This is a genomic window from Erwinia sp. GW821-FHT03D09, from assembly GCF_059420805.1.
The window spans coordinates 159,987-179,063 of sequence record NZ_JBWKUK010000003.1 but is presented as its reverse complement, the minus strand read 5'-3'; the positions used below and the strand labels follow the sequence as shown (position 1 = coordinate 179,063).

Sequence of the window (19,077 nt, the reverse complement as noted above, 5' to 3'; positions counted from 1 at the left end):
ACTGTGGGTGCGTATATTCTTCGTCGCTTACTGCTGATCATTCCCACTCTGTGGGCGATTATCACCATTAACTTTTTTATCGTGCAGATTGCACCCGGTGGTCCGGTCGATCAGGCCATTGCCAATATTGAGTTTGGCCAGACCACCGGTTTGCCCGGTGCCGCCGGGGATAACGCCTCCCACGCGCGCAGTTCGCTGAATGCCTCCCCCGGTGACGGTCAGTATCGCGGTTCCCGCGGCCTGGACCCCGAAGTCATTGCGGAAATTACTAAACGCTACGGCTTTGATAAACCGCTGCATGAACGTTATTTCACTATGCTGTGGAACTATCTGCGCTTTGATTTCGGCGACAGCCTGTTCCGCAGTAGTTCAGTCATACAGTTGATCAAAGAGAGCCTGCCGGTGTCGGTGACGCTGGGACTGTGGAGCACGCTGATTATCTATCTGGTTTCGATTCCGCTGGGTATCAAGAAAGCGGTGCGTAACGGCAGCGCGTTTGATATCTGGAGCAGCACGGCGATTATCATCGGCTACGCCGTTCCCTCTTTCCTGTTCGGTATCATGCTGATTGTGCTGTTTGCCGGGGGCAGCTACCTCGACTGGTTCCCACTGCGTGGGCTGGTCTCACCGCAGTTCGACAGTCTGCCGTGGTATGGAAAAATCACCGACTATCTCTGGCATATCACCCTGCCGGTGCTGGCGACGGTGATCGGTGGCTTTGCGACATTGACCATGCTGACTAAAAACTCGTTTCTTGATGAGATCCGCAAGCAGTACGTCGTTACCGCACGAGCCAAAGGGCTGGACGAGGAGAAAATTCTTTACCGCCACGTTTTCCGGAACGCCATGCTGTTAGTGATCGCCGGCTTCCCCGCCACCTTTATCAGCATGTTCTTTACCGGCTCGCTGCTGATTGAGGTGATGTTCTCGCTTAACGGCCTGGGGCTGCTGGGCTACGATGCCACTATCCAGCGCGATTACCCGGTAATGTTCGGCACGCTGTACATTTTCACGCTGATCGGGCTACTGCTGAATATCATCAGTGATATCACCTACACGCTGGTCGATCCACGTATTGATTTCGAGGGGCGCTGATGAGCCATTTAAATCCGATTAATCAGGCTCGATGGACGCGGTTTAAAAATAACCGTCGCGGCTACTGGTCGCTGTGGATCTTCCTGGTGTTTTTCGTGCTTTGCCTCGGCTCCGAACTGCTGGCGAACGATAAGCCGCTGGTGGTGCACTATCAGGATCGCACCTACTTCCCGGTGGTGGTGAACTATACCGAAAGCGATTTTGGCGGGCCGCTGGCCACCCCGACAGACTATCAGGACCCATGGCTGAAGCAGCGGCTGGACAGCGCGGGCTGGGCTATCTGGGCTCCAATCCGCTTCGGCGACAACACGATTAACTTCGCCAGCACCCGCCCCTTCCCTTCCCCACCTTCGCTGGAAAACTGGCTGGGTACCGATGCTAACGGTGGTGACGTGCTGGCGCGCATTCTTTACGGCACGCGAATTTCCCTGCTGTTTGGCCTGATGCTGACGCTATTTTCCAGCGTGATTGGCATTATCGTCGGCGCAACCCAGGGCTATTTTGGCGGTAAAGTCGATCTGTGGGGACAGCGTATTATTGAGGTGTGGTCGGGCATGCCGACGCTGTTCCTGATTATCCTGCTCTCCAGCGTAGTGCAGCCCGGCTTCTGGTGGCTGCTGGCGATCACCGTGATTTTCGGCTGGATGAGCCTGGTCGGCGTGGTTCGCGCAGAGTTTCTGCGCACGCGTAACTTCGACTACATCCGCGCCGCGCAGGCGATGGGGGTCAGCGACTGGCGCATTATGTCGCGCCATATGCTGCCGAATGCGATGGTCGCCACGCTGACCTACCTGCCGTTTATTCTTTGCGGATCGATCACCACGCTGACCTCGCTGGACTTCCTCGGCTTTGGCCTGCCGATGGGTTCGCCATCACTGGGTGAACTGCTTCTACAGGGTAAAAATAACCTGCAGGCGCCGTGGCTGGGGCTGACCGCCTTCTTCTCCCTCGCGATCCTGCTATCGCTGTTAATCTTTATTGGTGAAGCCGTGCGCGACGCCTTCGACCCGAGCAAGGTACACTGATATGGCGCTACTTTCGATTCAGGATCTGAGCATTGCTTTTCGCCAGGGTGGCGTGGAGCGGCGCGTGGTGGACGGGCTTTCGCTGTCGGTAGATGCGGGTGAAACCGTAGCGCTGGTCGGCGAGTCAGGCTCCGGTAAGAGCGTCACTGCGCTGTCGGTAATGCGGCTGCTGCCAACCCCGCCGGTCGTGTATCAGCAGGGCGATATCCAGTTTGCCGGCCAGAGCATGCTACACGCCGACGAGCGCACCCTGCGAGCCCTGCGCGGCAACCGTATGGCGATAATATTCCAGGAACCGATGGTCTCGCTGAATCCGCTGCACAACATAGAAAAGCAGCTGTATGAAGTGCTGTCGCTGCATCGCGGGATGCGCCGAGAAGCCGCACGCGCCGAGATGCTCAGCTGCCTGGATCGCGTCGGCATCCGCAATGCCGCCCGGCGATTAAATGATTTTCCCCACCAGCTTTCCGGCGGCGAGCGCCAGCGCGTGATGATTGCCATGGCGCTGCTGACTCAGCCGGAGCTGTTGATTGCCGACGAACCGACTACCGCGCTCGACGTGACGGTACAGGCGCAGATCCTCGTCCTGCTGAAAGAACTGAAGCAGGAGCTGAATATGGGCCTGCTGTTTATCACCCATAACCTGAATATTGTGCGCCAGCTTGCGGACAGCGTAACCGTGATGCGCAACGGCCAGGCGGTGGAACACAACAGCACACAACAGCTGTTCCGCGCGCCGCAGCACCCTTATACCCGCCAGCTTCTGGACTCCGAACCGGAAGGCCGCCCCGATGCCGCTGATGTCAACAGTCCACCGCTGCTGAAGGTTGAGAATTTACAGGTGGCGTTCCCGATTAAAAAGGGGCTAATGCGCCGCACGGTGGACTTCAATCACGCGCTGAGGTCGCTGAGTTTTACCCTGCATCCGGGTGAAACACTCGGTCTGGTTGGGGAATCCGGCTCCGGCAAAAGCACTACCGGGCTGGCGCTGCTGCGGCTGATCGCCTCAGGCGGCGAAATCTGGTTTAACAACCAGCCGCTGCACCAGTGGAACCGCAAACAGATGCTGCCGGTGCGGCCACAAATCCAAGTGGTGTTTCAGGACCCTAACTCGGCGCTGAATCCGCGGCTAAACGTGCTACAGATTATCGCCGAAGGACTACAGGTTCATCATCCCGAACTCGATGCCGGGCAGCGGGAGGCAAAGGTGATTACCGCCATGCAGGAAGTCGGGCTGGACCCCGAAACGCGCCAGCGCTACCCGGCAGAGTTTTCCGGCGGCCAGCGCCAGCGCATCGCCATCGCCCGCGCGCTGATCCTGCAACCACAGCTGATCATTTTGGATGAACCGACCTCGTCACTCGATCGTTCGGTGCAGAAACAGATCCTCGCCCTGCTGAAAAAGCTACAGCAACAGCACCGGCTGGCCTACATCTTTATCAGCCACGATTTGCAGGTGGTGCGTTCGCTTTGTCATCAGGTGGTGGTGTTGCAGCAGGGAGAAGTGGTCGAACAGGGGGAATGTGAGAAAATCTTTAATACTCCACAGCAGGAATACACTCGCCAGCTGCTGATGCTGGCCTGATTACGATATTGACGGATGAATACTGGCTTTATCACGACGTTGACGTGCTGATACTGGCTTAATTATGACGTTCAGCGACTAAGGCAGGCTGAATCAAAACGTCTGGCAATGGAGACAATCTTGATCGCGGCATTGTGCAATTTAACCTGACCTAATCGCGGCATTCACCGGCAAAGGTTTCAGCGATGCCGACGCCGAAATTTTTCAGCCGACAGGTGGTGGTACTCTCATCCTGTCGATGAACAAACAGGCACGGCTCGCCTTCCAGTTCCAGCACGGAACACTCCAGCTGCATATCAGCCAGTGCCAGTTTGATGTTCTGCATGATTTCCCATGCAGAATCGCCGTTGTGGCTCAGCAGGCGCAGTCCGATCAAATCGTCATCGCTGTTTAACACATTGGCAGCCTGAGGTTCTACGGTGAAGCCGACAGGCCCACCGCAGCGTCGATAACTGGCTGGCAAACGATGTACCACTGAATGTTGTAATGTATTCAACATTGTCCCCCCAGAGTTACTTTTAAACAATTTTTTCACAATTATTTTACAAGGTAAATCATCAATTGTGGAAATAACTTTAACGTACTGATAAACAGCATAATTTATCTTTTTCAGGCGTACTCACCTGACTTATCCACATTTTTATAGTCTTTTTTTGAGAGGTAACTCTCATTTATTCGCTATATTTACCGCGTTACCCTCGGGGTAACAACCGTTTTCGTAGTAATATTGTTACTTTTTCAGGGTTGGTATTTCACAAATAATCAACAGAACGGTGCTGGTGTCCGGTGCCTGACAAGAAGTATCACTGCCCGGCTGCAGTAAGGCGTGTCGGGTACGGAAGGGAAACAGCCCGCGCACAGGCTCGATGAACGATTCCAAAATCGATGTCTGAAGCGGATTTATGTATTGCAGCAGGTGCCCCGTACCTGAGCACCGGGCACCGGGAATACCACCGGGCCAAAAGCGGCCCGGCAGCAGAATCAGGCGGACTGAGCGTGACGCGGGCGCGCCGCATAGAGGAACAGGACAACCGACAGCGTAGCGCAAATAAAGATTGCTGTGACCATCGGCCACGCGCTGTTAAACGTCATGGTGGACAACAGCGCCCCGGCCAGCGCGCCGACGCCAAAGCGCAGCGTACCCGCCAGGGAAGAAGCGGTTCCTGCCATATGGGGAAACTCATCCAGAATCACCGCCATCGCATTCGATGACACCATCGCCACACAGCCGATAAACATCGCCACGCCGAAGACCAGCGGCAGGAAGCCCAGATCCAGCGCGCTGACCAGCAGCAGCCAGACCGCCATGGTGAACTGGACCAGTAAACCGAAACGGAACATCGCCAGCGGACCAAAGCGGCGCACGCAGCGGCTGTTCAGCAACGTCATCAGGAACAGGAACACCACGTTCAGCGCAAAGTAATAGCCAAAGTCCTGCGGCGAAATATGGTTCAGCTCGATGTAAACGAACGGCCCGGCGTTCAGGAAGGAGAACAGCCCGGCAAAAGAGCAGCCGCTGGCCAGCATATAGCTGAACACACGCTTATGGCGAAACAGTGAAAGGAAATTACCCAGCGTGGTACGCAAATTAAACCGCTGGCGCTTTTCCTTCGGCAACGTCTCCTTTATCTGGGTTACCACCAGCAGCGTAGTAATAATCGCCGCCACGGAAATCGTCCAGAAAATGGCGTGCCAGCTCCAAATCAGCAGCAGCCAGCCTCCGACGATCGGTGCCAGCAGTGGCGCAACGGTCGTGACCAGCATGACAAACGACATCATGCGCGAGAACTCCTCTTTCGAGTAGCTGTCACGCATCAGGGCGCTGATCACCACGCTTCCCGCCGCCGCCGACAGACCGTGCAGAAAGCGCATATTGATCAACTGCTCAATGCTCTGCGAAAGTGCGCAGGCGGCGGCAGCTACCGCAAAGATCAGCGTGCCTGCCGCAATCACCGGCTTGCGGCCAAAGCTGTCCGCCAGTGGTCCATAGATAAGCTGGCCAAGTGCAAAGCCAAGAATATAGGCGTTGAGCGTCATCTGTACGCTGCCCGCCGACACGCCAAACTCGCGAGCAATCTGCGGCAGCGCAGGCAGATACATATCTATCGACAGCGGCATCAGCATCGCCAACAGACCGAGGATCACCACCAATCCTACGGAAGAATTCTTATCCTTTGACACTCACTGCCCCTTTGCAATTATTGTCCGCTAGCGCGCCAGCCCAACGCTGGCCACTTCTTCCTCGGTCAGCGCGCGATACTCACCCGGCTCCAGATCGGCATCCAGGCTGATATCGCCAATGCGCTCACGGTGCAGTTCCACCACGCGGTTCCCCACCGCGGCGAACATCCGTTTCACCTGATGGTAACGACCTTCGCTGATGGTCAGGCGCACGTGATGTTCGTCGAGCGCTTCCAGCACCGCCGGTTTGGTCAACGTTTTCTCATTGTGCAACTGCACGCCTTCGGCAAACTGCTGCGCCGTGTCATCACTCAGCGGCTGCTCAAGAGTAACCAGATAGGTTTTCTCGCAGTGGTGGCGAGGAGAAGTAATACGGTGCGACCACTGGCCGTCATCGGTCATCAGGACCAGGCCGGTAGTATCAATATCCAGGCGTCCGGCGGCATGCAGCTTATAGGCGGCCGGTTCGGCAAGGAAATACAGCACGGTAGGATGATCGGGATCGTCGGTAGAACACACATAACCCACCGGCTTATTCAGCATGAAATAGCGCGGCCCCAGCTGCTGCTGCAGCGGATTACCGTCAAACTCCACCAGACTTTCCGGGGTCAGTTTAAATGAGCCATCGCGCACGACTTCGCCGTCAACGGTCACTCTTTTTGCTCGCAGCTCACGTGCGGCGATGGCGCGGCTGACTTCCAGCTGCTGGGATAAAAACTTATCAAGTCGCATTAACTCTGCACTGCCTGTATTTGGGAATGAAAACTGACGATTAACGTCTTGTGATGTGGCGCGGAGCGCTCATCCAGAATGGAACCCACAGTATAGCGGGAGAAGTCCTGGCATCACAGGGGGAATAGCCCTCATAACGCCCTTTCATGGCATAATAGCCAAATATTTTTCAGGCTGTGAGTATTCATGTCTTTTACCCTACGCCCCTATCAACAGGAAGCGGTGGATGCCACCGTTAGCTACTTTCGCCACTCCGCCGAGCCTGCGGTCATCGTACTACCAACCGGCGCGGGAAAAAGCCTGGTGATTGCTGAACTGGCCCGCGTTGCGCGTGGCCGGGTGCTGGTGCTGGCTCATGTCAAAGAGCTGGTCGCGCAGAATCATTCTAAATATCAGGCATATGGATTGCAGGCGGATATCTTTGCCGCCGGACTACAGCGAAAAGAGAGCCAGGCAAAGGTGGTGTTTGGCAGCGTGCAGTCGGTGGCGCGCAACCTCACGCAGTTTGACGATCGATTTTCTTTACTGATTGTGGATGAGTGCCATCGCATCAGCGATGCCGACGACAGCCAGTATCAGCAGATTATCAACCAGCTGCGCCAGCGCAATCCGCAGCTGCGCCTGCTCGGCCTCACCGCCACGCCCTACCGGCTGGGCAAGGGGTGGATCTATCAGTTCCACTATCACGGCATGGTGCGCGGCAGCGAGCAGACGATGTTTCGCGACTGTATCTATGAGCTGCCGCTGCGCTATATGATCAAGCACGGCTTTCTGGTACCGCCCGAGCGGCTGGACATGCCGGTAGTGCAGTATGATTTCAGCCGCCTGCAGGCGCAGGAAAATGGCCTGTTCAGCGAGGCCGATCTCAATCGCGAGCTAAAGCAGCAACAGCGCATCACGCCGCATATCATTCAGCAGATCGTCGAATTTGCTCAAGAACGCCAGGGCGTGATGATCTTCGCCGCTACCGTTGAGCATGCCAGAGAAATTCTCGGCCTGCTGCCGGACAGTAAAGCCTTAATCAGCGCCGGAACGCCCGCCACCGAACGCGACGCGTTGATTACCGCCTTCAAGGCGCGTGAGCTGCGGTATATGGTCAACGTCGCGGTACTGACCACCGGCTTTGATGCGCCCCACGTCGATCTGATTGCTATTCTGCGCCCCACCGAATCGGTCAGCCTTTACCAGCAGATTGTCGGCCGCGGACTGCGCCTCAGCCCGGGGAAAAGCGACTGCCTGATCCTCGACTACGCCGGTAATCCCCACGATTTATTCACACCGGAAGTGGGGACGCCAAAAGGGAAAAGTGACAATAAACCGGTGCAGGTTTTCTGCCCCGGCTGCGGTTTCGCCAACACTTTCTGGGGGAAAACCACCGCCGACGGGACGATTATTGAGCACTTTGGCCGCCGCTGCCAGGGCGTGCTGGAGAATGATGAAGGCAACCGCGAGCAGTGTGACTATCGCTTCCGCTTCAAGAACTGCCCGCAGTGCAACGCCGAAAATGATATTGCCGCCCGTCGCTGCCGGGAATGTGACACTATTTTGGTCGATCCCGACGACATGCTGAAAGCCGCACTGAAGCTGAAGGATGCCCTGGTGCTGCGCTGCGCGGCGATGGTGCTGGAGGCTGGCAGTGATGAGCACGGAGAATGGCTGAAGGCCCGCTACTTTGATGAAGAGGCTACCGAGGTGAGCGAGCGTTTCCGGCTGAAAAGCCCGGCGCAGCGCACTGCCTTTGAACAGCTGTTTTTGCGCCCCCACCAGTGCGCGCCGGGCGTGCCGCTGAGATGGAAAACAGCCCAGGATATCGTCACTCTCCAGCCGCTGCTGCGCCATCCCGATTTTGTTGTCGCCCGCAAACAGCGCCATTTCTGGCAGGTGCGGGAAAAAGTCTTTGATTACCAGGGACGTTTTCGCCGGGCTAATGAGCTGTGCTGAGTTTATTACGTTGCCCGCAGCGGCAAACAGGGCTATAATGCCGCCCGCTTTTGCTATGCAAAAGCTGAACAATCCTCCTGCTGCTGGGTCGCCTGTAGCAGGGACAAAAACTGAAGAGACTTTAAAATGTTCACTATCAATGCAGAAGTACGTAAAGAGCAGGGTAAGGGTGCGAGCCGCCGCCTGCGTGTAGCTAACAAATTCCCAGCTATCGTTTACGGTGGCAAAGAAGAAGCTATCGCTATCGAACTGGACCACGACCCCGTAATGAACATGCAGGCTAAGCCTGGTTTTTACGAAGAAGTGCTGACTCTGGTTGTAGATGGCAAAGAAATCAAAGTTAAAGTGCAGGCTGTTCAGCGTCACCCGTTCAAGCCAAAACTGCACCACATCGACTTCGTTCGCGCTTAATCGCTCGTTCGTTACAGATGTAAAAGAAACGCCGCATATGCGGCGTTTTTTTTATGCAGAATTCAGGCAGACCTGAAATCAGATCCACCCTATGCGGCTACTTACCGCTGGTGCGGCGCTGCAATTGATCGCGCAGATTGGGCGGCGTGCCCTTAATGGTCAGCGTATCGGTAGTCGGGTCCCAGAAGATACGCTCGCCTAACAGCATCGCATCAAAGTTCAGGGTTAAGCCACCGCCGCTGCCGGCAAATTTAGTCAGCTGGCGCAGAGTGCTGCGATCCGCCGGGAAGCTCTCTTCCAGCTCGTAGCCCTGCTCGGCGGTAAATGCCTGGAAGGTTTTTTCACCCAACGGTGCCAGTTCTTCAGATAAGCCCTGAAGTTCGATCTCTTCGCCTGCCTGCAGCTGCTCATTACAATAACTGTAAACCTGCTGACGGTAGTTCTGGCGTTCGTTTTTATCGAGGCTGGCTTCCGCGCAGTAATCATCCACCGCCTGCAACAGCCCACGGTTTTGCGCTTTGGTGTCCAGACCGACGCTGGCCCCCAGGAAATCCATAAAGAAGTCGGCGACTTTGCGCCCTACCCGCCCGCGCAGGAAGGTCAGATAGCGGGTCGATTCCGGGTTAGCTTCCCACTCGGTCAAATCGACACGCGCCACGATATCAGCATGATTAATATCCAGGAACTGCGTGCTGCTGATATCCAGCTCTTCGTTTACGCGCATACTGTTCTGGCTGCTCAGCACGGCAATCAACAGATAGTTCACCGCCAGGTAGCGGTACTGACCAAACAGCACCACGCCACTTTCCGCAAAGGGGTATTTACCCAGCTCATCGCGCAGACGACCGGTGGCGGCACGGCTGAAAGCCAGAAAATCATCCTCGCCTTTGCGGCAGTTGCGCAGCGCATCAGCCAGTTCGCTCTCTTCATTGAACAGGCCATAAGCTTTACTTTTGGCGCTGTAAACGCGATGCAGCTCTTCCATCATGGCGGTGACCGCCGGGGTGGACGGCAGCAGCGAATCACGCAAAACCAGATCCAGTGTCTGTTCGTCACGTTTGATCAGCTGGTGAAGGGCAATCTGGTCGATATCCAGACTCATGGTAGACTCTCCTTTTGGCACAGGCGCGTATTCAATCACCGAGTGCTATTTCGATCAACCAATGGCAATAACATTAACCGATTGCTGACGATAAAAATGCAGAAAAAAACGCGCTGTTACGTTAAAATGACGCCTTTTAAATCTCAGTAAAATAGACGCTATGGCACAATCATCCCGTTACAGTAACGAACGCGTGGAAAAAATCCTCGCAGAACTGGTCCAGGTGCTGGAGAAAAACCAGACCCCTACCGATCTTTCCCTGATGGTTTTGGGAAATATGGTGACCAACCTGCTTAATACCAGCGTTGCGCCTGCGCAGCGCCAGACCATGGCTCGTTCGTTTGCCGAAGCGCTTCAGGCGTCGGTACGCGAAGATAAAGCCCACTGATGAGACGACCCTGATTCCGTTATGGTAACAAATCGGCAGCGCTACCGTGAAAAAGTCTCCCAGATGATAAGCTGGGGGCACTGGTTCGCCCTGTTTAACATCATTTTTGCGTTCATTCTGGGTAGCCGCTATCTGTTTGTTTCCGACTGGCCAACCTCGCTGGCCGGTCGGATTTATGCGTTTAGCAGTTGGATCGGGCACTTTAGTTTTCTCGTTTTTGCCGCCTATCTGCTGATCGTTTTCCCGTTGACCTTCGTGGTGATGTCGCAGCGGCTGTTACGCTTCCTGTCGGCGATCATTGCCACCGCGGGACTGACGTTAATTCTGGTGGACGGTGCGGTTTTTGAACGCTTCCACCTGCACCTGAATCCTGTTGTCTGGGAACTGGTGATTAACCCCGATCAAAGCGAGCTGGCGCGCGACTGGCAGCTGATGTTTATCAGCGTGCCGGTGATATTCCTCGTGGAGATGCTGTTTGCCACCTGGAGCTGGCAGAAGCTGCGCAGCCTTAACCGGCGCAGCTTCGGCAAACCGCTGGCGGCGCTGTTTATCAGCGCTTTCTTTGCCAGCCACCTTTTATATATCTGGGCGGATGCGAACTTCTATCGCCCGATCACTATGCAGCGTTCGAATCTGCCGCTTTCCTATCCAATGACGGCGCGACGCTTCCTGGAAAAATACGGCCTGCTGGATGCGCAGGAGTATCAGCGCCGCCTGGTGCAGCAGGGTAATCCTGAGGCGCTGTCGGTCGCCTACCCGCTGAGCGATATCACCGTCAGCGATCGGGGCACACGCAACAACCTGCTGGTTATCACCGTCGATGGGCTGAATGAGGCCAGCATGCCTAAAATGCTGCCGAACCTGACGCGCTTCGCCGAAAGCAATGTGCGCTTCAGCCAGCACTTCAGCTCCGGCGGCACCGATGACACCGGTCTGTTTGGGCTGTTTTATGGTATTTCGCCGAGCTATATGGACGGTGTGCTGTCATCTCGTATCGCCTCAACGCTGATTGGCACGCTGGGCCAGCAGGGATACCAGTTTGGCCTGTTTGCCAGCGACGGCTTTAATTCACCGCTGTATCGCCAGGCGCTGTTGTCTGATTTCTCTCTGCCGGAAGCACGCGAACAGAGCAACGATCAGACAACCACCCAGTGGCAAAACTGGCTGAACGGTCACAGGAACGATAGCAGTCCGTGGTTCTCCTATCTGTCGTTAACCACCGTGGATAACAGCGGCGGGGATAATTCCGATAAGCAACGCCTTCGCCGTTACACCCGGGCCGCTGCCAATGTCGATCGACAGATACAAAACGTGCTGGCAACGCTGGAACAAAAAGGGTTGTTAGACAGTACCGTGGTGGTGATTACCGCTCAGCACGGTGTGGTGCTGGAAGGCGATAATAATCCGGGCAATCGCGCGGCTCTGCAGGTGCCAATGATCGTTCACTGGCCGCAAACTCCCGCACAGACGGTGAATAAACTAACCGATCATCAGGACATTATGGCAACTCTGATGCAGCGTCTTCTGCACGTGAATACGCCGCTTGCTGACTATTCGCAGGGGGAAGACTTGTTTTCTGCGAAGCGTCGCCATAACTGGGTGGCAAGCAGTATCAGCAACCATCGCCTGGTGATTACTACCGCCGATGAAACATTGCTGCTGGATAACAATGGTAGCTACACGGCATGGAATTCGCAGGGTGAAAAGCTGAAAAACCACAAGCCGCAGCTCGCGCTGCTGCTTCAGGTGCTGACCGATGAAAAACGATTTATCGCGAACTAGCTGTATAAATATAACGCAGTCAAGATGTTAGCTACTTGCATTCGAAGGCCAGTTCAGTAAACTATGCTGCAAATATCGGCACGTAGCGCAGCTTGGTAGCGCACGGTCATGGGGTGTCCGGGGTCGGAGGTTCAAATCCTCTCGTGCCGACCAAATACCTTAGAAAAACCAGCCTCTTACGGCTGGTTTTTTTGTGCCTGAATTTTGTACGGGGAGTTAATGGGGAGAAATGGGGGGAGAAACCCGGTAAAATCTTCATGTGGTGACCGCCCGAACGTTGGCTGATTATTGTCGTTAACAAATAAAACTATCAGAGTCACCTAACCCATCACAATCACGCCCTGCATCCACAGGCTAAAGACTAAGATTATTTAGCCTGTGCAATCGTTCAGTTTGATTGAAATCCACTCTACTTGTGAATGTAAAAGGCCTCGGCTTAAAAGAGGCCTTATATGGTACAGGCCAGCACAATTCACTGACGCAGTCATCTTCTGGAAAAGAACACAAATATCCCATCGGTGATCTTAACCATACCAAACATGCTCAGAACGGTTATCACCAGATTAGAAAGCTCGCGTGGGGCTGCATAAAAGGTATTTTCAAATACCCCCGCCCCATTCAGCAAGGCCGCCACAATCAGGATGGATAGAAATAATATTATGCCCCTGAATATTTTTCGTTTCATTTTCAAGCCTTTAAAGGATCATCACCATGAACAACCACCATTATTATTGCCGCAGTTTGAATTTGAGTTACTCCCGTTATTATTGTTTGAGCCGGAACCGCTCTCAAAACATCCGCCAGCCAGCGCACCACCAGCTAACCCTAAAGCCAAACCGCCTAGTCCACCGATGGATCCAGCAATCATGCCACCGATGATTCCATTGTTACAATCCGTGACGTAGTTACTATTCCCGTTCTGATTTCCTCCTCCAGACCCTGATTGGCTACCTCCCTTTCCAGCTCTGCCCGCAGCACTGTAATTATCATTTCTACCACCAGAACCGGTAACAGATTCCATTTTTAAAATATTTAGCGCCATCATATTTATATATCTTTTATAAGGAACTAGTATTAAATTCAAACTGCAACCAAAGAATACATTCATATTATTTAAAATCACAAGATATTTAACTGGAAACAATCAATGAAAAAAACAATTAAATATCAAAAAGATAAATTCATGACAGTCTCATAAAAATCAATTACACATAAAAATAAGCTATTTTTTACAAAAATAATTGAACACTATCACAATTACCAAACCCTAATACATTCGACCTTTAAATCGAATAACTAATAAATCAATGCGGTACGGGATATTATCGCATCCAGAATCATAACGAGGGATATTTATAGAAAATAAAAGTCAGACTCTTCACATGCCTACCCAATAATTGATAAAGTCCGCCCGTTAAGGCGGATTTTATCAACTCGAATCACGCCGACGCCCTCTCCACCAGCGCAGGCGGCACGATGATGTTCTGCACTTCCAGATTCTGCCCGCCGATACGCAGCAGCAGACGCCGCGCCGTAGCGTGGCCGATTTCACGCGCGGAGTTGGCAATTGAGGTTAATGGGGGTTCGGTCAGCTCGGACTCGGGAGCGTCTTCCATGCCAATCAGGGCGATTTTTTGCTGGAAGAAACTGTCAACTGCCCCGCCGCCAACTTCAGCGCCGGTGCGCAGCACGCCAAAATAAGCCCCCAGCGCCACGGAAGATTTATGGCAGACGATGGCGCTGATTTTTGGATAGTGGGAGAGCAGCCGTTCCGTCGCATCCGCCGCACACTTTTGCTGATAATCGCATTCGATAATCCATTCCGTGCGGAACGGCAGACCGTATTGCAGAAGCGTGGCGCAAAAACCGCCGAGCCGTTCGGCGCGGGTCAGTGAGTTGCTGAGCCCTCCGAGATAGGCGATCTGCTTGTGCCCCTGCCTTATCAGGTATTCCGTCGCCATTTTTGCCGCCAGCATATTGTCGGGGCGGACCACGTCAACGCCGTCAATGCCGCCGGAACGGGTGGCGCAAATCAGCGGCACGCCCTGCTCTTCGGCCTTTTCCTTCAGGCCGCTCATTGTCCCTTCACCGCCGGCAATCACAATGCCGTCCACGCCGTGCGTCAGCAGCGTATCGAAGCAGCGCATCAGACCTTTTCCCGACACTCCGCTTTGCAGCAGGAACAAAACCTTGCCCTGCGCTTCAAACATTTCGCTGAGGCCAGCAGTCATTTCGGCGTAAAACGGCTCGCAGATGTCGCGGACAATCAGCCCGACCACGCCGGATTCCCCACCGCGCAGCGTACTTGCCTGACGATTACGCACAAAACCCAGTTCATCCACGGCGCGGTTAACCCGCTCAGCCGTTGCCTGAGAGATACGCCCCTTGCCGCCCAGCACCAGTGAAACTGTGGTGACAGACACACCGGCGTGGCGGGCCACATCGATAATCGTGATCTTTTTATGGTTCATCGGACTTTATCGTTCATACCGGACTCCACGAAACGGCATCGCTCCTGGCCGCCATTATACGTACCCGGAAGCAAAAAATTAGTCTGGTCAGAGAGTTATATATGATTAAGCAATTTTAGTAAAACGTTAAACCGTTTTTTAAATCCCATTATGACTGGAATGATCAGATAGTGTGAGCTTGAACACACATTATTTTGGTAAAACGTTTTATCTTAACCGCAAGCAACACAGGGCCTAACAACACCATTGGGGAGCGGGTATGCCTGCACATAAAAAACAACGTTTCACACTCTGGGAGTTCTTCCAAAGCCTGGGTAAAACTTTCATGCTGCCGGTCGCGCTGCTGTCGTTTTGCGGCATTATGCTGGGCATTGGCAGTTCGCTGAGCAGCCGCGATGTCATCACCCTGCTACCGGTGCTGGGCAATCCCGTTCTTCAGCTGATTTTCGTCTGGATGAGCAAGGTTGGCTCTTTCGCCTTCAGCTTCCTCCCGGTGATGTTCGCTATTGCGATTCCGTTGGGGATGGCGCGCGAGAATAAAGGCGTTGCCGCCTTCTCCGGCTTCGTTGGTTTCACCGTGCTGAATCTGGCCGTTAACTTTTATCTGACCGCCAACGGTACGCTGCCCACTACCGATCCGGCAGTGCTGAAAGCCAATAATATCCAGATGATTTTGGGCATTCAGTCCATCGATACCGGGATTCTGGGCGCGGTGATCGTGGGTATCATCGTCTACCGCCTGCACGAGCGTTTCAATACCATTCGCCTGCCGGACGCGCTGGCCTTCTTTGGCGGTACCCGCTTCGTGCCGATTGTCACTACAGTAGTACTAGGTCTGGTCGGTTTGTTGATCCCACTGATCTGGCCGTTCTTCGCCGCCGGGATTACCGGCCTTGGCCGTCTGATTCAGGGTGCCGGTGTATTTGGCCCGATGATTTTCGGTTCCGGCGAACGCTTCCTGCTGCCGTTCGGGCTGCAGCACATTCTGGTGGCGCTGATCCGCTTTACCGAAGCGGGCGGAACATTAGATGTGTGCGGTCGCGAAGTCAGCGGCGCGTTGACCATCTTCCAGGCGCAGCTATCCTGCCCAACCACGCACGGCTTCTCTGAAAGCGCCACGCAGTTCCTGTCGCAGGGCAAGATGCCGGCCTTCCTCGGTGGCCTGCCGGGTGCAGCACTGGCGATGTACCACTGCGCGAAACCGGAAAACCGTCATAAAATTAAAGGCTTGCTAATTTCCGGTGTGGTTGCCTGCGTGGTCGGTGGTACCACTGAACCGATTGAATTCCTGTTCCTGTTCGTGGCACCGGCGCTGTACGTGATCCACGCATTTTTGACCGGGCTGGGCTTCACCATTATGTCGGTACTGGGCGTGACCATCGGCAATACGGACGGTAATATCATTGATTTCGTGGTCTTCGGCATCCTGCACGGTACCGCCACCAAGTGGTATCTGGTGCCGGTTGTTGCGGCCATCTGGTTCGCGGGTTACTACGCCATCTTCCGCTTCTCGATTACCCACTTCAATATTAAAACCCCGGGCCGCGAATCGGACAGCCTGCCAGCTGCCGCTGCCGTGCCGTCCTCCAGCAAATCGGGCTACAACGTGCCGGCTATCCTTAATGCGCTGGGTGGAGCAGGTAATATCGTGTCACTGGATAACTGCATTACCCGCCTGCGCCTGTCGGTGGCGGATATGACGCTGGTGGACGATGCCACGCTGAAGGCTAACCGGGCGATTGGCGTGGTGCATCTGAATGAACACAACCTGCAGGTGGTGATTGGCCCGCAGGTGCAGTCGGTGAAAGACGAGCTGGATGCAATGATCCGCGCGGCGGCCCGCCCTGCGGCAGCGGAACCCCTCGCCGTATCATAAAACCTTCAACGGGCGGCTGCGGTCGCCCTTTTCTGCTTTATTCAGGGAGTGAAGCGCATGCCTTTTGATTTCTCCACCGTCACCGACCGCCGCGGCAGCTGGTGCACCCAGTGGGATTACGTCGCCGATCGCTTCGGCAGCGCCGATCTGCTGCCGTTCACCATCTCGGATATGGATTTCCCCACCGCGCCGTGCATTCTTGAAGCGCTGCAGCAGCGCCTGCAGCATGGCGTGCTGGGCTACAGCCGCTGGCAGCATGCCGACTTTCTCGGCGCGATTGCCCACTGGTTTCAGCAGCGCTTTCACAGCCGTATCGATCCCGAAACGGTGGTCTACGGCCCTTCGGTGATCTACATGGTGGCCCAGCTGATCCGCCAGTGGAGCCAGCCCGGCGACGGTGTGGTGACCTTCACCCCGGCCTATGATGCGTTTCATAAAACGGTGAACGGCAATCAGCGCCGCCTGCTGCCCTGCCCGCTGATCAAACAGGGCAACGACTGGATCATGGATGCCCCCCTGCTGGAAAGTCTGCTGAAACAGCCCACCTGCTCGGTGCTGCTGCTGTGCAGCCCGCACAATCCGACCGGCAAAGTCTGGACGCGGCCGGAGCTTGCGCTGGTGGCTGAACTTTGCAAACGTCACAACGTCCGGGTGATAAGCGATGAAATCCATATGGATATGGTCTGGGGTGACAACCGGCATACACCGTGGAACGAGGTGGCACACAGCGACTGGGCGCTAATGACTTCCGGTTCCAAGAGCTTCAATATTCCCGCTTTGACCGGGGCTTACGGCCTGATCGCCAGTAAAACGTCTCGCGATGCCTATCTGCATCAGCTAAAAGCCTGCGACGGACTCTCTTCCCCGGCGGTACTGGCCGTTCATGCCCATGTGGCAGCCTATCGCGCCGGCGGGCCCTGGCTGGATGCCCTGCGCGACTATCTGCAGGATAATCTGCGCTACGTGGCCGATCGGCTGAATCATGCCTTCCCGCAGCTTGACTGGCAGCCACCGCAGTCAACCTATCTGGCGTGGATCGATCTGCGCCCGCTGGGCATTGACGATCGCCTGCTGCAAAACGAACTGATCGAGCATCAGAAGGTCGCGATTATGCCCGGCTATACCTATGGTTCAGAGGGCAACGGTTTCCTGCGGTTGAATGTCGGCTGCCCGAGGTCGAAAGTCGAAGCGGGGGTGGAAAAATTAATCGCTGGCCTTGAGGCGCTAATCCGGCACCGTTCGGGAAACCCGCCCGGGCTGAGCGGGGGGATTACGGACGCCTGAGAGCTAAGGTGAAAGAGCGATGCCAGACGTCATCAGCCACGCCCGCCGGCTGAATTACAGCACGTTGCAAAATTTTGCAGGTTACATCGCATATTGTCAGCAACCCGTTTGAGTGAAACAAAACTGTCACACAAATATCATACGCTGTGGATACACTTTTCATCGCACTGTGTACAACAGGATGACTAACATGCCGACAGTAAAAGCGACAAATTTCAAAGATGCAGAAGAACTGCTTCATTCGGGGATCCGCAAAGTAGAACTGGCCTACGACATCGGTAGCGATGACTTTTTCCGTCTCGCCAGCCACTGGTGCACCCGTGGTGCCAAAATATCCAGGGGTAACGAGCATTTTGTGGTGTCGATTAAAAATCTCGCCATCCCACCGAACCACTGAGTCTGACCGCACGACTTTGATATCTGGCCACTAACCTGTTTAAATTGCGTATCATCTTTCAACCGGTTAGTGGCTATGTTTTCAGTAAACCTGCCCGCTCTGCCTCCGTTTATTACCCGTGCGGTTCTCAGCCCACTCGCCGATTATCCCGATATCCTGCTGCTTGATGTCCATTTTGACGACGCGCATTTCAATAACTCCCTGTTCAACACGCTGAGCATCCCTGTCCCCGTCAGACTGCAAAATGCGGTGAACAAGCGCCGGGCGGAATATCTCGCCAGCCGCTACTGTCTGCAGCAGGCGCTGAGCACGCTGGGCGTTGAGCAATTTGTTTTACACAACGATGAACAACGCGCCCCGCTGTGGCCTGCCGGAGTACGCGGTTCGCTCTCCCATACGCGCCAGCGCATCTGCGCACTGCTGACTCGCCGCCACGACGTGTTGCCGGGCATCGACTGCGAACAGAGGATGACGGAAGAACACGCGTCAGAAATGGCCCATATGATCGTAAATCCCACGGAGAAAAGGCTGTTAGAACAGCTTGAACTGCCTTTGGCCTGCGCGCTGACGGTGGTTTTTTCGGCGAAGGAGAGCCTGTATAAGGCGATATGGCCCGAAGTGCGGCGTTTTATGGATTTCAGCGCGGCGGAGGTGGTCGGCTGGGATACAAACAACAGGCTAACGCTGCAGCTGGCCGGGACCTTTTCTGCGGAGTTTTATGCCGGAAGAGAGTTTACTGCCGAAGTTAAGCTACAGCCCGATACGGTTTTAACCTGGGTTATCGGGCTGCAGGCGTCATCTGCATAG

At 54.8% G+C, this 19,077-nt stretch carries 17 protein-coding genes and 1 tRNA gene; 12 read left to right on the top strand and 6 right to left on the bottom strand.

Going from position 1 to position 19,077, the window contains the following annotated elements:
- Nucleotides 1-3 precede the first annotated feature (3 nt).
- Genes AC07U6_RS04040 through yejF form a run of 3 tightly spaced genes read left to right on the top strand, consistent with a single transcriptional unit; the run spans nt 4 to nt 3,705 of the window.
- Nucleotides 4-1,095 carry a microcin C ABC transporter permease YejB gene (locus AC07U6_RS04040; RefSeq protein WP_494763162.1) on the top strand — a complete coding sequence of 364 codons (1,092 nt, stop codon included), beginning with the start codon at nt 4-6 and terminating at the stop codon, nt 1,093-1,095.
- Nucleotides 1,095-2,120: a microcin C ABC transporter permease gene (locus AC07U6_RS04035; protein ID WP_494763163.1), complete on the top strand. Its 1,026-nt coding sequence runs from the start codon at nt 1,095-1,097 to the stop codon at nt 2,118-2,120. Before AC07U6_RS04040 ends, AC07U6_RS04035 begins: the two co-directional genes overlap by 1 nt.
- Before the next feature lies 1 nt (nt 2,121).
- Complete coding sequence (gene yejF, locus AC07U6_RS04030) at nt 2,122-3,705, top strand: microcin C ABC transporter ATP-binding protein YejF (RefSeq protein ID WP_494763164.1); 1,584 nt, start codon at nt 2,122-2,124, stop codon at nt 3,703-3,705.
- Nucleotides 3,706-3,856: 151 nt separating this feature from the next.
- Here yejF and AC07U6_RS04025 read toward each other — a convergent pair whose 3' ends face one another.
- The 3 genes from AC07U6_RS04025 to rsuA all read right to left on the bottom strand — a co-directional run bounded on the left by AC07U6_RS04025 (nt 3,857) and on the right by rsuA (nt 6,618).
- Entirely contained in the window at nt 3,857-4,204 is a 348-nt protein-coding gene (locus tag AC07U6_RS04025) for a YejG family protein (RefSeq protein WP_494763165.1), read from the bottom strand.
- 482 nt (nt 4,205-4,686) lie between these two features.
- On the bottom strand, nt 4,687-5,886 hold the full coding sequence (locus AC07U6_RS04020; RefSeq protein WP_494763166.1) for a Bcr/CflA family multidrug efflux MFS transporter: 1,200 nt from the start codon (nt 5,884-5,886) through the stop codon (nt 4,687-4,689).
- Nucleotides 5,887-5,913: 27 nt separating this feature from the next.
- A complete protein-coding gene (gene rsuA / locus AC07U6_RS04015; protein ID WP_494763167.1) occupies nt 5,914-6,618 on the bottom strand; it encodes a 16S rRNA pseudouridine(516) synthase RsuA in 705 nt (234 codons plus the stop codon).
- A gap of 186 nt (nt 6,619-6,804) precedes the next feature.
- Here rsuA and radD point away from each other — a divergent pair, with 186 nt between their 5' ends.
- Together radD and rplY are read left to right on the top strand one after the other, a co-directional pair.
- Nucleotides 6,805-8,559, top strand: coding sequence for a DNA repair helicase RadD (radD, locus tag AC07U6_RS04010; protein WP_494763168.1), 1,755 nt, complete (start codon nt 6,805-6,807; stop codon nt 8,557-8,559).
- A 126-nt stretch (nt 8,560-8,685) separates the two neighbouring features.
- Entirely contained in the window at nt 8,686-8,970 is a 285-nt protein-coding gene (gene rplY / locus AC07U6_RS04005; RefSeq protein WP_494763169.1) for a 50S ribosomal protein L25, read from the top strand.
- A gap of 97 nt (nt 8,971-9,067) precedes the next feature.
- Here rplY and yejK read toward each other — a convergent pair whose 3' ends face one another.
- Nucleotides 9,068-10,072 (bottom strand): nucleoid-associated protein YejK, encoded by a 1,005-nt coding sequence (gene yejK, locus AC07U6_RS04000; protein ID WP_494763170.1) that lies wholly within the window; start codon nt 10,070-10,072, stop codon nt 9,068-9,070.
- Nucleotides 10,073-10,232: 160 nt separating this feature from the next.
- Between yejK and AC07U6_RS03995 the strand changes: the two genes are divergently transcribed.
- The 3 genes from AC07U6_RS03995 (at nt 10,233) to AC07U6_RS03985 (ending at nt 12,395) form a co-directional block, all read left to right on the top strand.
- Nucleotides 10,233-10,460 (top strand): YejL family protein, encoded by a 228-nt coding sequence (locus AC07U6_RS03995; RefSeq protein ID WP_200561271.1) that lies wholly within the window; start codon nt 10,233-10,235, stop codon nt 10,458-10,460.
- Nucleotides 10,461-10,481: 21 nt separating this feature from the next.
- Nucleotides 10,482-12,242: an LPS biosynthesis-modulating metalloenzyme YejM gene (yejM, locus tag AC07U6_RS03990; RefSeq protein ID WP_494763171.1), complete on the top strand. Its 1,761-nt coding sequence runs from the start codon at nt 10,482-10,484 to the stop codon at nt 12,240-12,242.
- Between the two features lie 76 nt (nt 12,243-12,318).
- A tRNA-Pro gene (locus AC07U6_RS03985) sits at nt 12,319-12,395 on the top strand.
- A gap of 553 nt (nt 12,396-12,948) precedes the next feature.
- Here AC07U6_RS03985 and AC07U6_RS03980 read toward each other — a convergent pair.
- Nucleotides 12,949-13,365 carry a hypothetical protein gene (locus tag AC07U6_RS03980; protein ID WP_494763172.1) on the bottom strand — a complete coding sequence of 139 codons (417 nt, stop codon included), beginning with the start codon at nt 13,363-13,365 and terminating at the stop codon, nt 12,949-12,951.
- A 316-nt stretch (nt 13,366-13,681) separates the two neighbouring features.
- Complete coding sequence (gene malI, locus AC07U6_RS03975) at nt 13,682-14,713, bottom strand: Mal regulon transcriptional regulator MalI (protein WP_494763173.1); 1,032 nt, start codon at nt 14,711-14,713, stop codon at nt 13,682-13,684.
- Between the two features lie 259 nt (nt 14,714-14,972).
- On the opposite strand from malI, the gene malX reads away from it, so the two are divergent.
- The 4 genes from malX to AC07U6_RS03955 all read left to right on the top strand — a co-directional run bounded on the left by malX (nt 14,973) and on the right by AC07U6_RS03955 (nt 19,077).
- Nucleotides 14,973-16,589: a maltose/glucose-specific PTS transporter subunit IIBC gene (malX, locus tag AC07U6_RS03970; RefSeq protein WP_494763174.1), complete on the top strand. Its 1,617-nt coding sequence runs from the start codon at nt 14,973-14,975 to the stop codon at nt 16,587-16,589.
- A 57-nt stretch (nt 16,590-16,646) separates the two neighbouring features.
- Complete coding sequence (locus AC07U6_RS03965; protein WP_494763175.1) at nt 16,647-17,873, top strand: MalY/PatB family protein; 1,227 nt, start codon at nt 16,647-16,649, stop codon at nt 17,871-17,873.
- A gap of 190 nt (nt 17,874-18,063) precedes the next feature.
- On the top strand, nt 18,064-18,270 hold the full coding sequence (locus AC07U6_RS03960; protein ID WP_494763176.1) for a hypothetical protein: 207 nt from the start codon (nt 18,064-18,066) through the stop codon (nt 18,268-18,270).
- Between the two features lie 75 nt (nt 18,271-18,345).
- Complete coding sequence (locus AC07U6_RS03955; RefSeq protein ID WP_494763177.1) at nt 18,346-19,077, top strand: 4'-phosphopantetheinyl transferase family protein; 732 nt, start codon at nt 18,346-18,348, stop codon at nt 19,075-19,077.

Coding starts and splice junctions, on each gene's coding strand:
- rsuA (WP_494763167.1), bottom strand. CDS start 6,618: ATGCGACTTGATAAGTTTTTATCCCAGCAGCTGGAAGTCAGCCGCGCC.
- radD (WP_494763168.1), top strand. CDS start 6,805: ATGTCTTTTACCCTACGCCCCTATCAACAGGAAGCGGTGGATGCCACC.
- AC07U6_RS03955 (WP_494763177.1), top strand. CDS start 18,346: ATGTTTTCAGTAAACCTGCCCGCTCTGCCTCCGTTTATTACCCGTGCG.
- AC07U6_RS03960 (WP_494763176.1), top strand. CDS start 18,064: ATGCCGACAGTAAAAGCGACAAATTTCAAAGATGCAGAAGAACTGCTT.
- AC07U6_RS03965 (WP_494763175.1), top strand. CDS start 16,647: ATGCCTTTTGATTTCTCCACCGTCACCGACCGCCGCGGCAGCTGGTGC.
- AC07U6_RS04025 (WP_494763165.1), bottom strand. CDS start 4,204: ATGTTGAATACATTACAACATTCAGTGGTACATCGTTTGCCAGCCAGT.
- yejM (WP_494763171.1), top strand. CDS start 10,482: ATGGTAACAAATCGGCAGCGCTACCGTGAAAAAGTCTCCCAGATGATA.
- malI (WP_494763173.1), bottom strand. CDS start 14,713: ATGAACCATAAAAAGATCACGATTATCGATGTGGCCCGCCACGCCGGT.
- AC07U6_RS04035 (WP_494763163.1), top strand. CDS start 1,095: ATGAGCCATTTAAATCCGATTAATCAGGCTCGATGGACGCGGTTTAAA.
- rplY (WP_494763169.1), top strand. CDS start 8,686: ATGTTCACTATCAATGCAGAAGTACGTAAAGAGCAGGGTAAGGGTGCG.
- yejF (WP_494763164.1), top strand. CDS start 2,122: ATGGCGCTACTTTCGATTCAGGATCTGAGCATTGCTTTTCGCCAGGGT.
- malX (WP_494763174.1), top strand. CDS start 14,973: ATGCCTGCACATAAAAAACAACGTTTCACACTCTGGGAGTTCTTCCAA.
- AC07U6_RS03995 (WP_200561271.1), top strand. CDS start 10,233: ATGGCACAATCATCCCGTTACAGTAACGAACGCGTGGAAAAAATCCTC.
- yejK (WP_494763170.1), bottom strand. CDS start 10,072: ATGAGTCTGGATATCGACCAGATTGCCCTTCACCAGCTGATCAAACGT.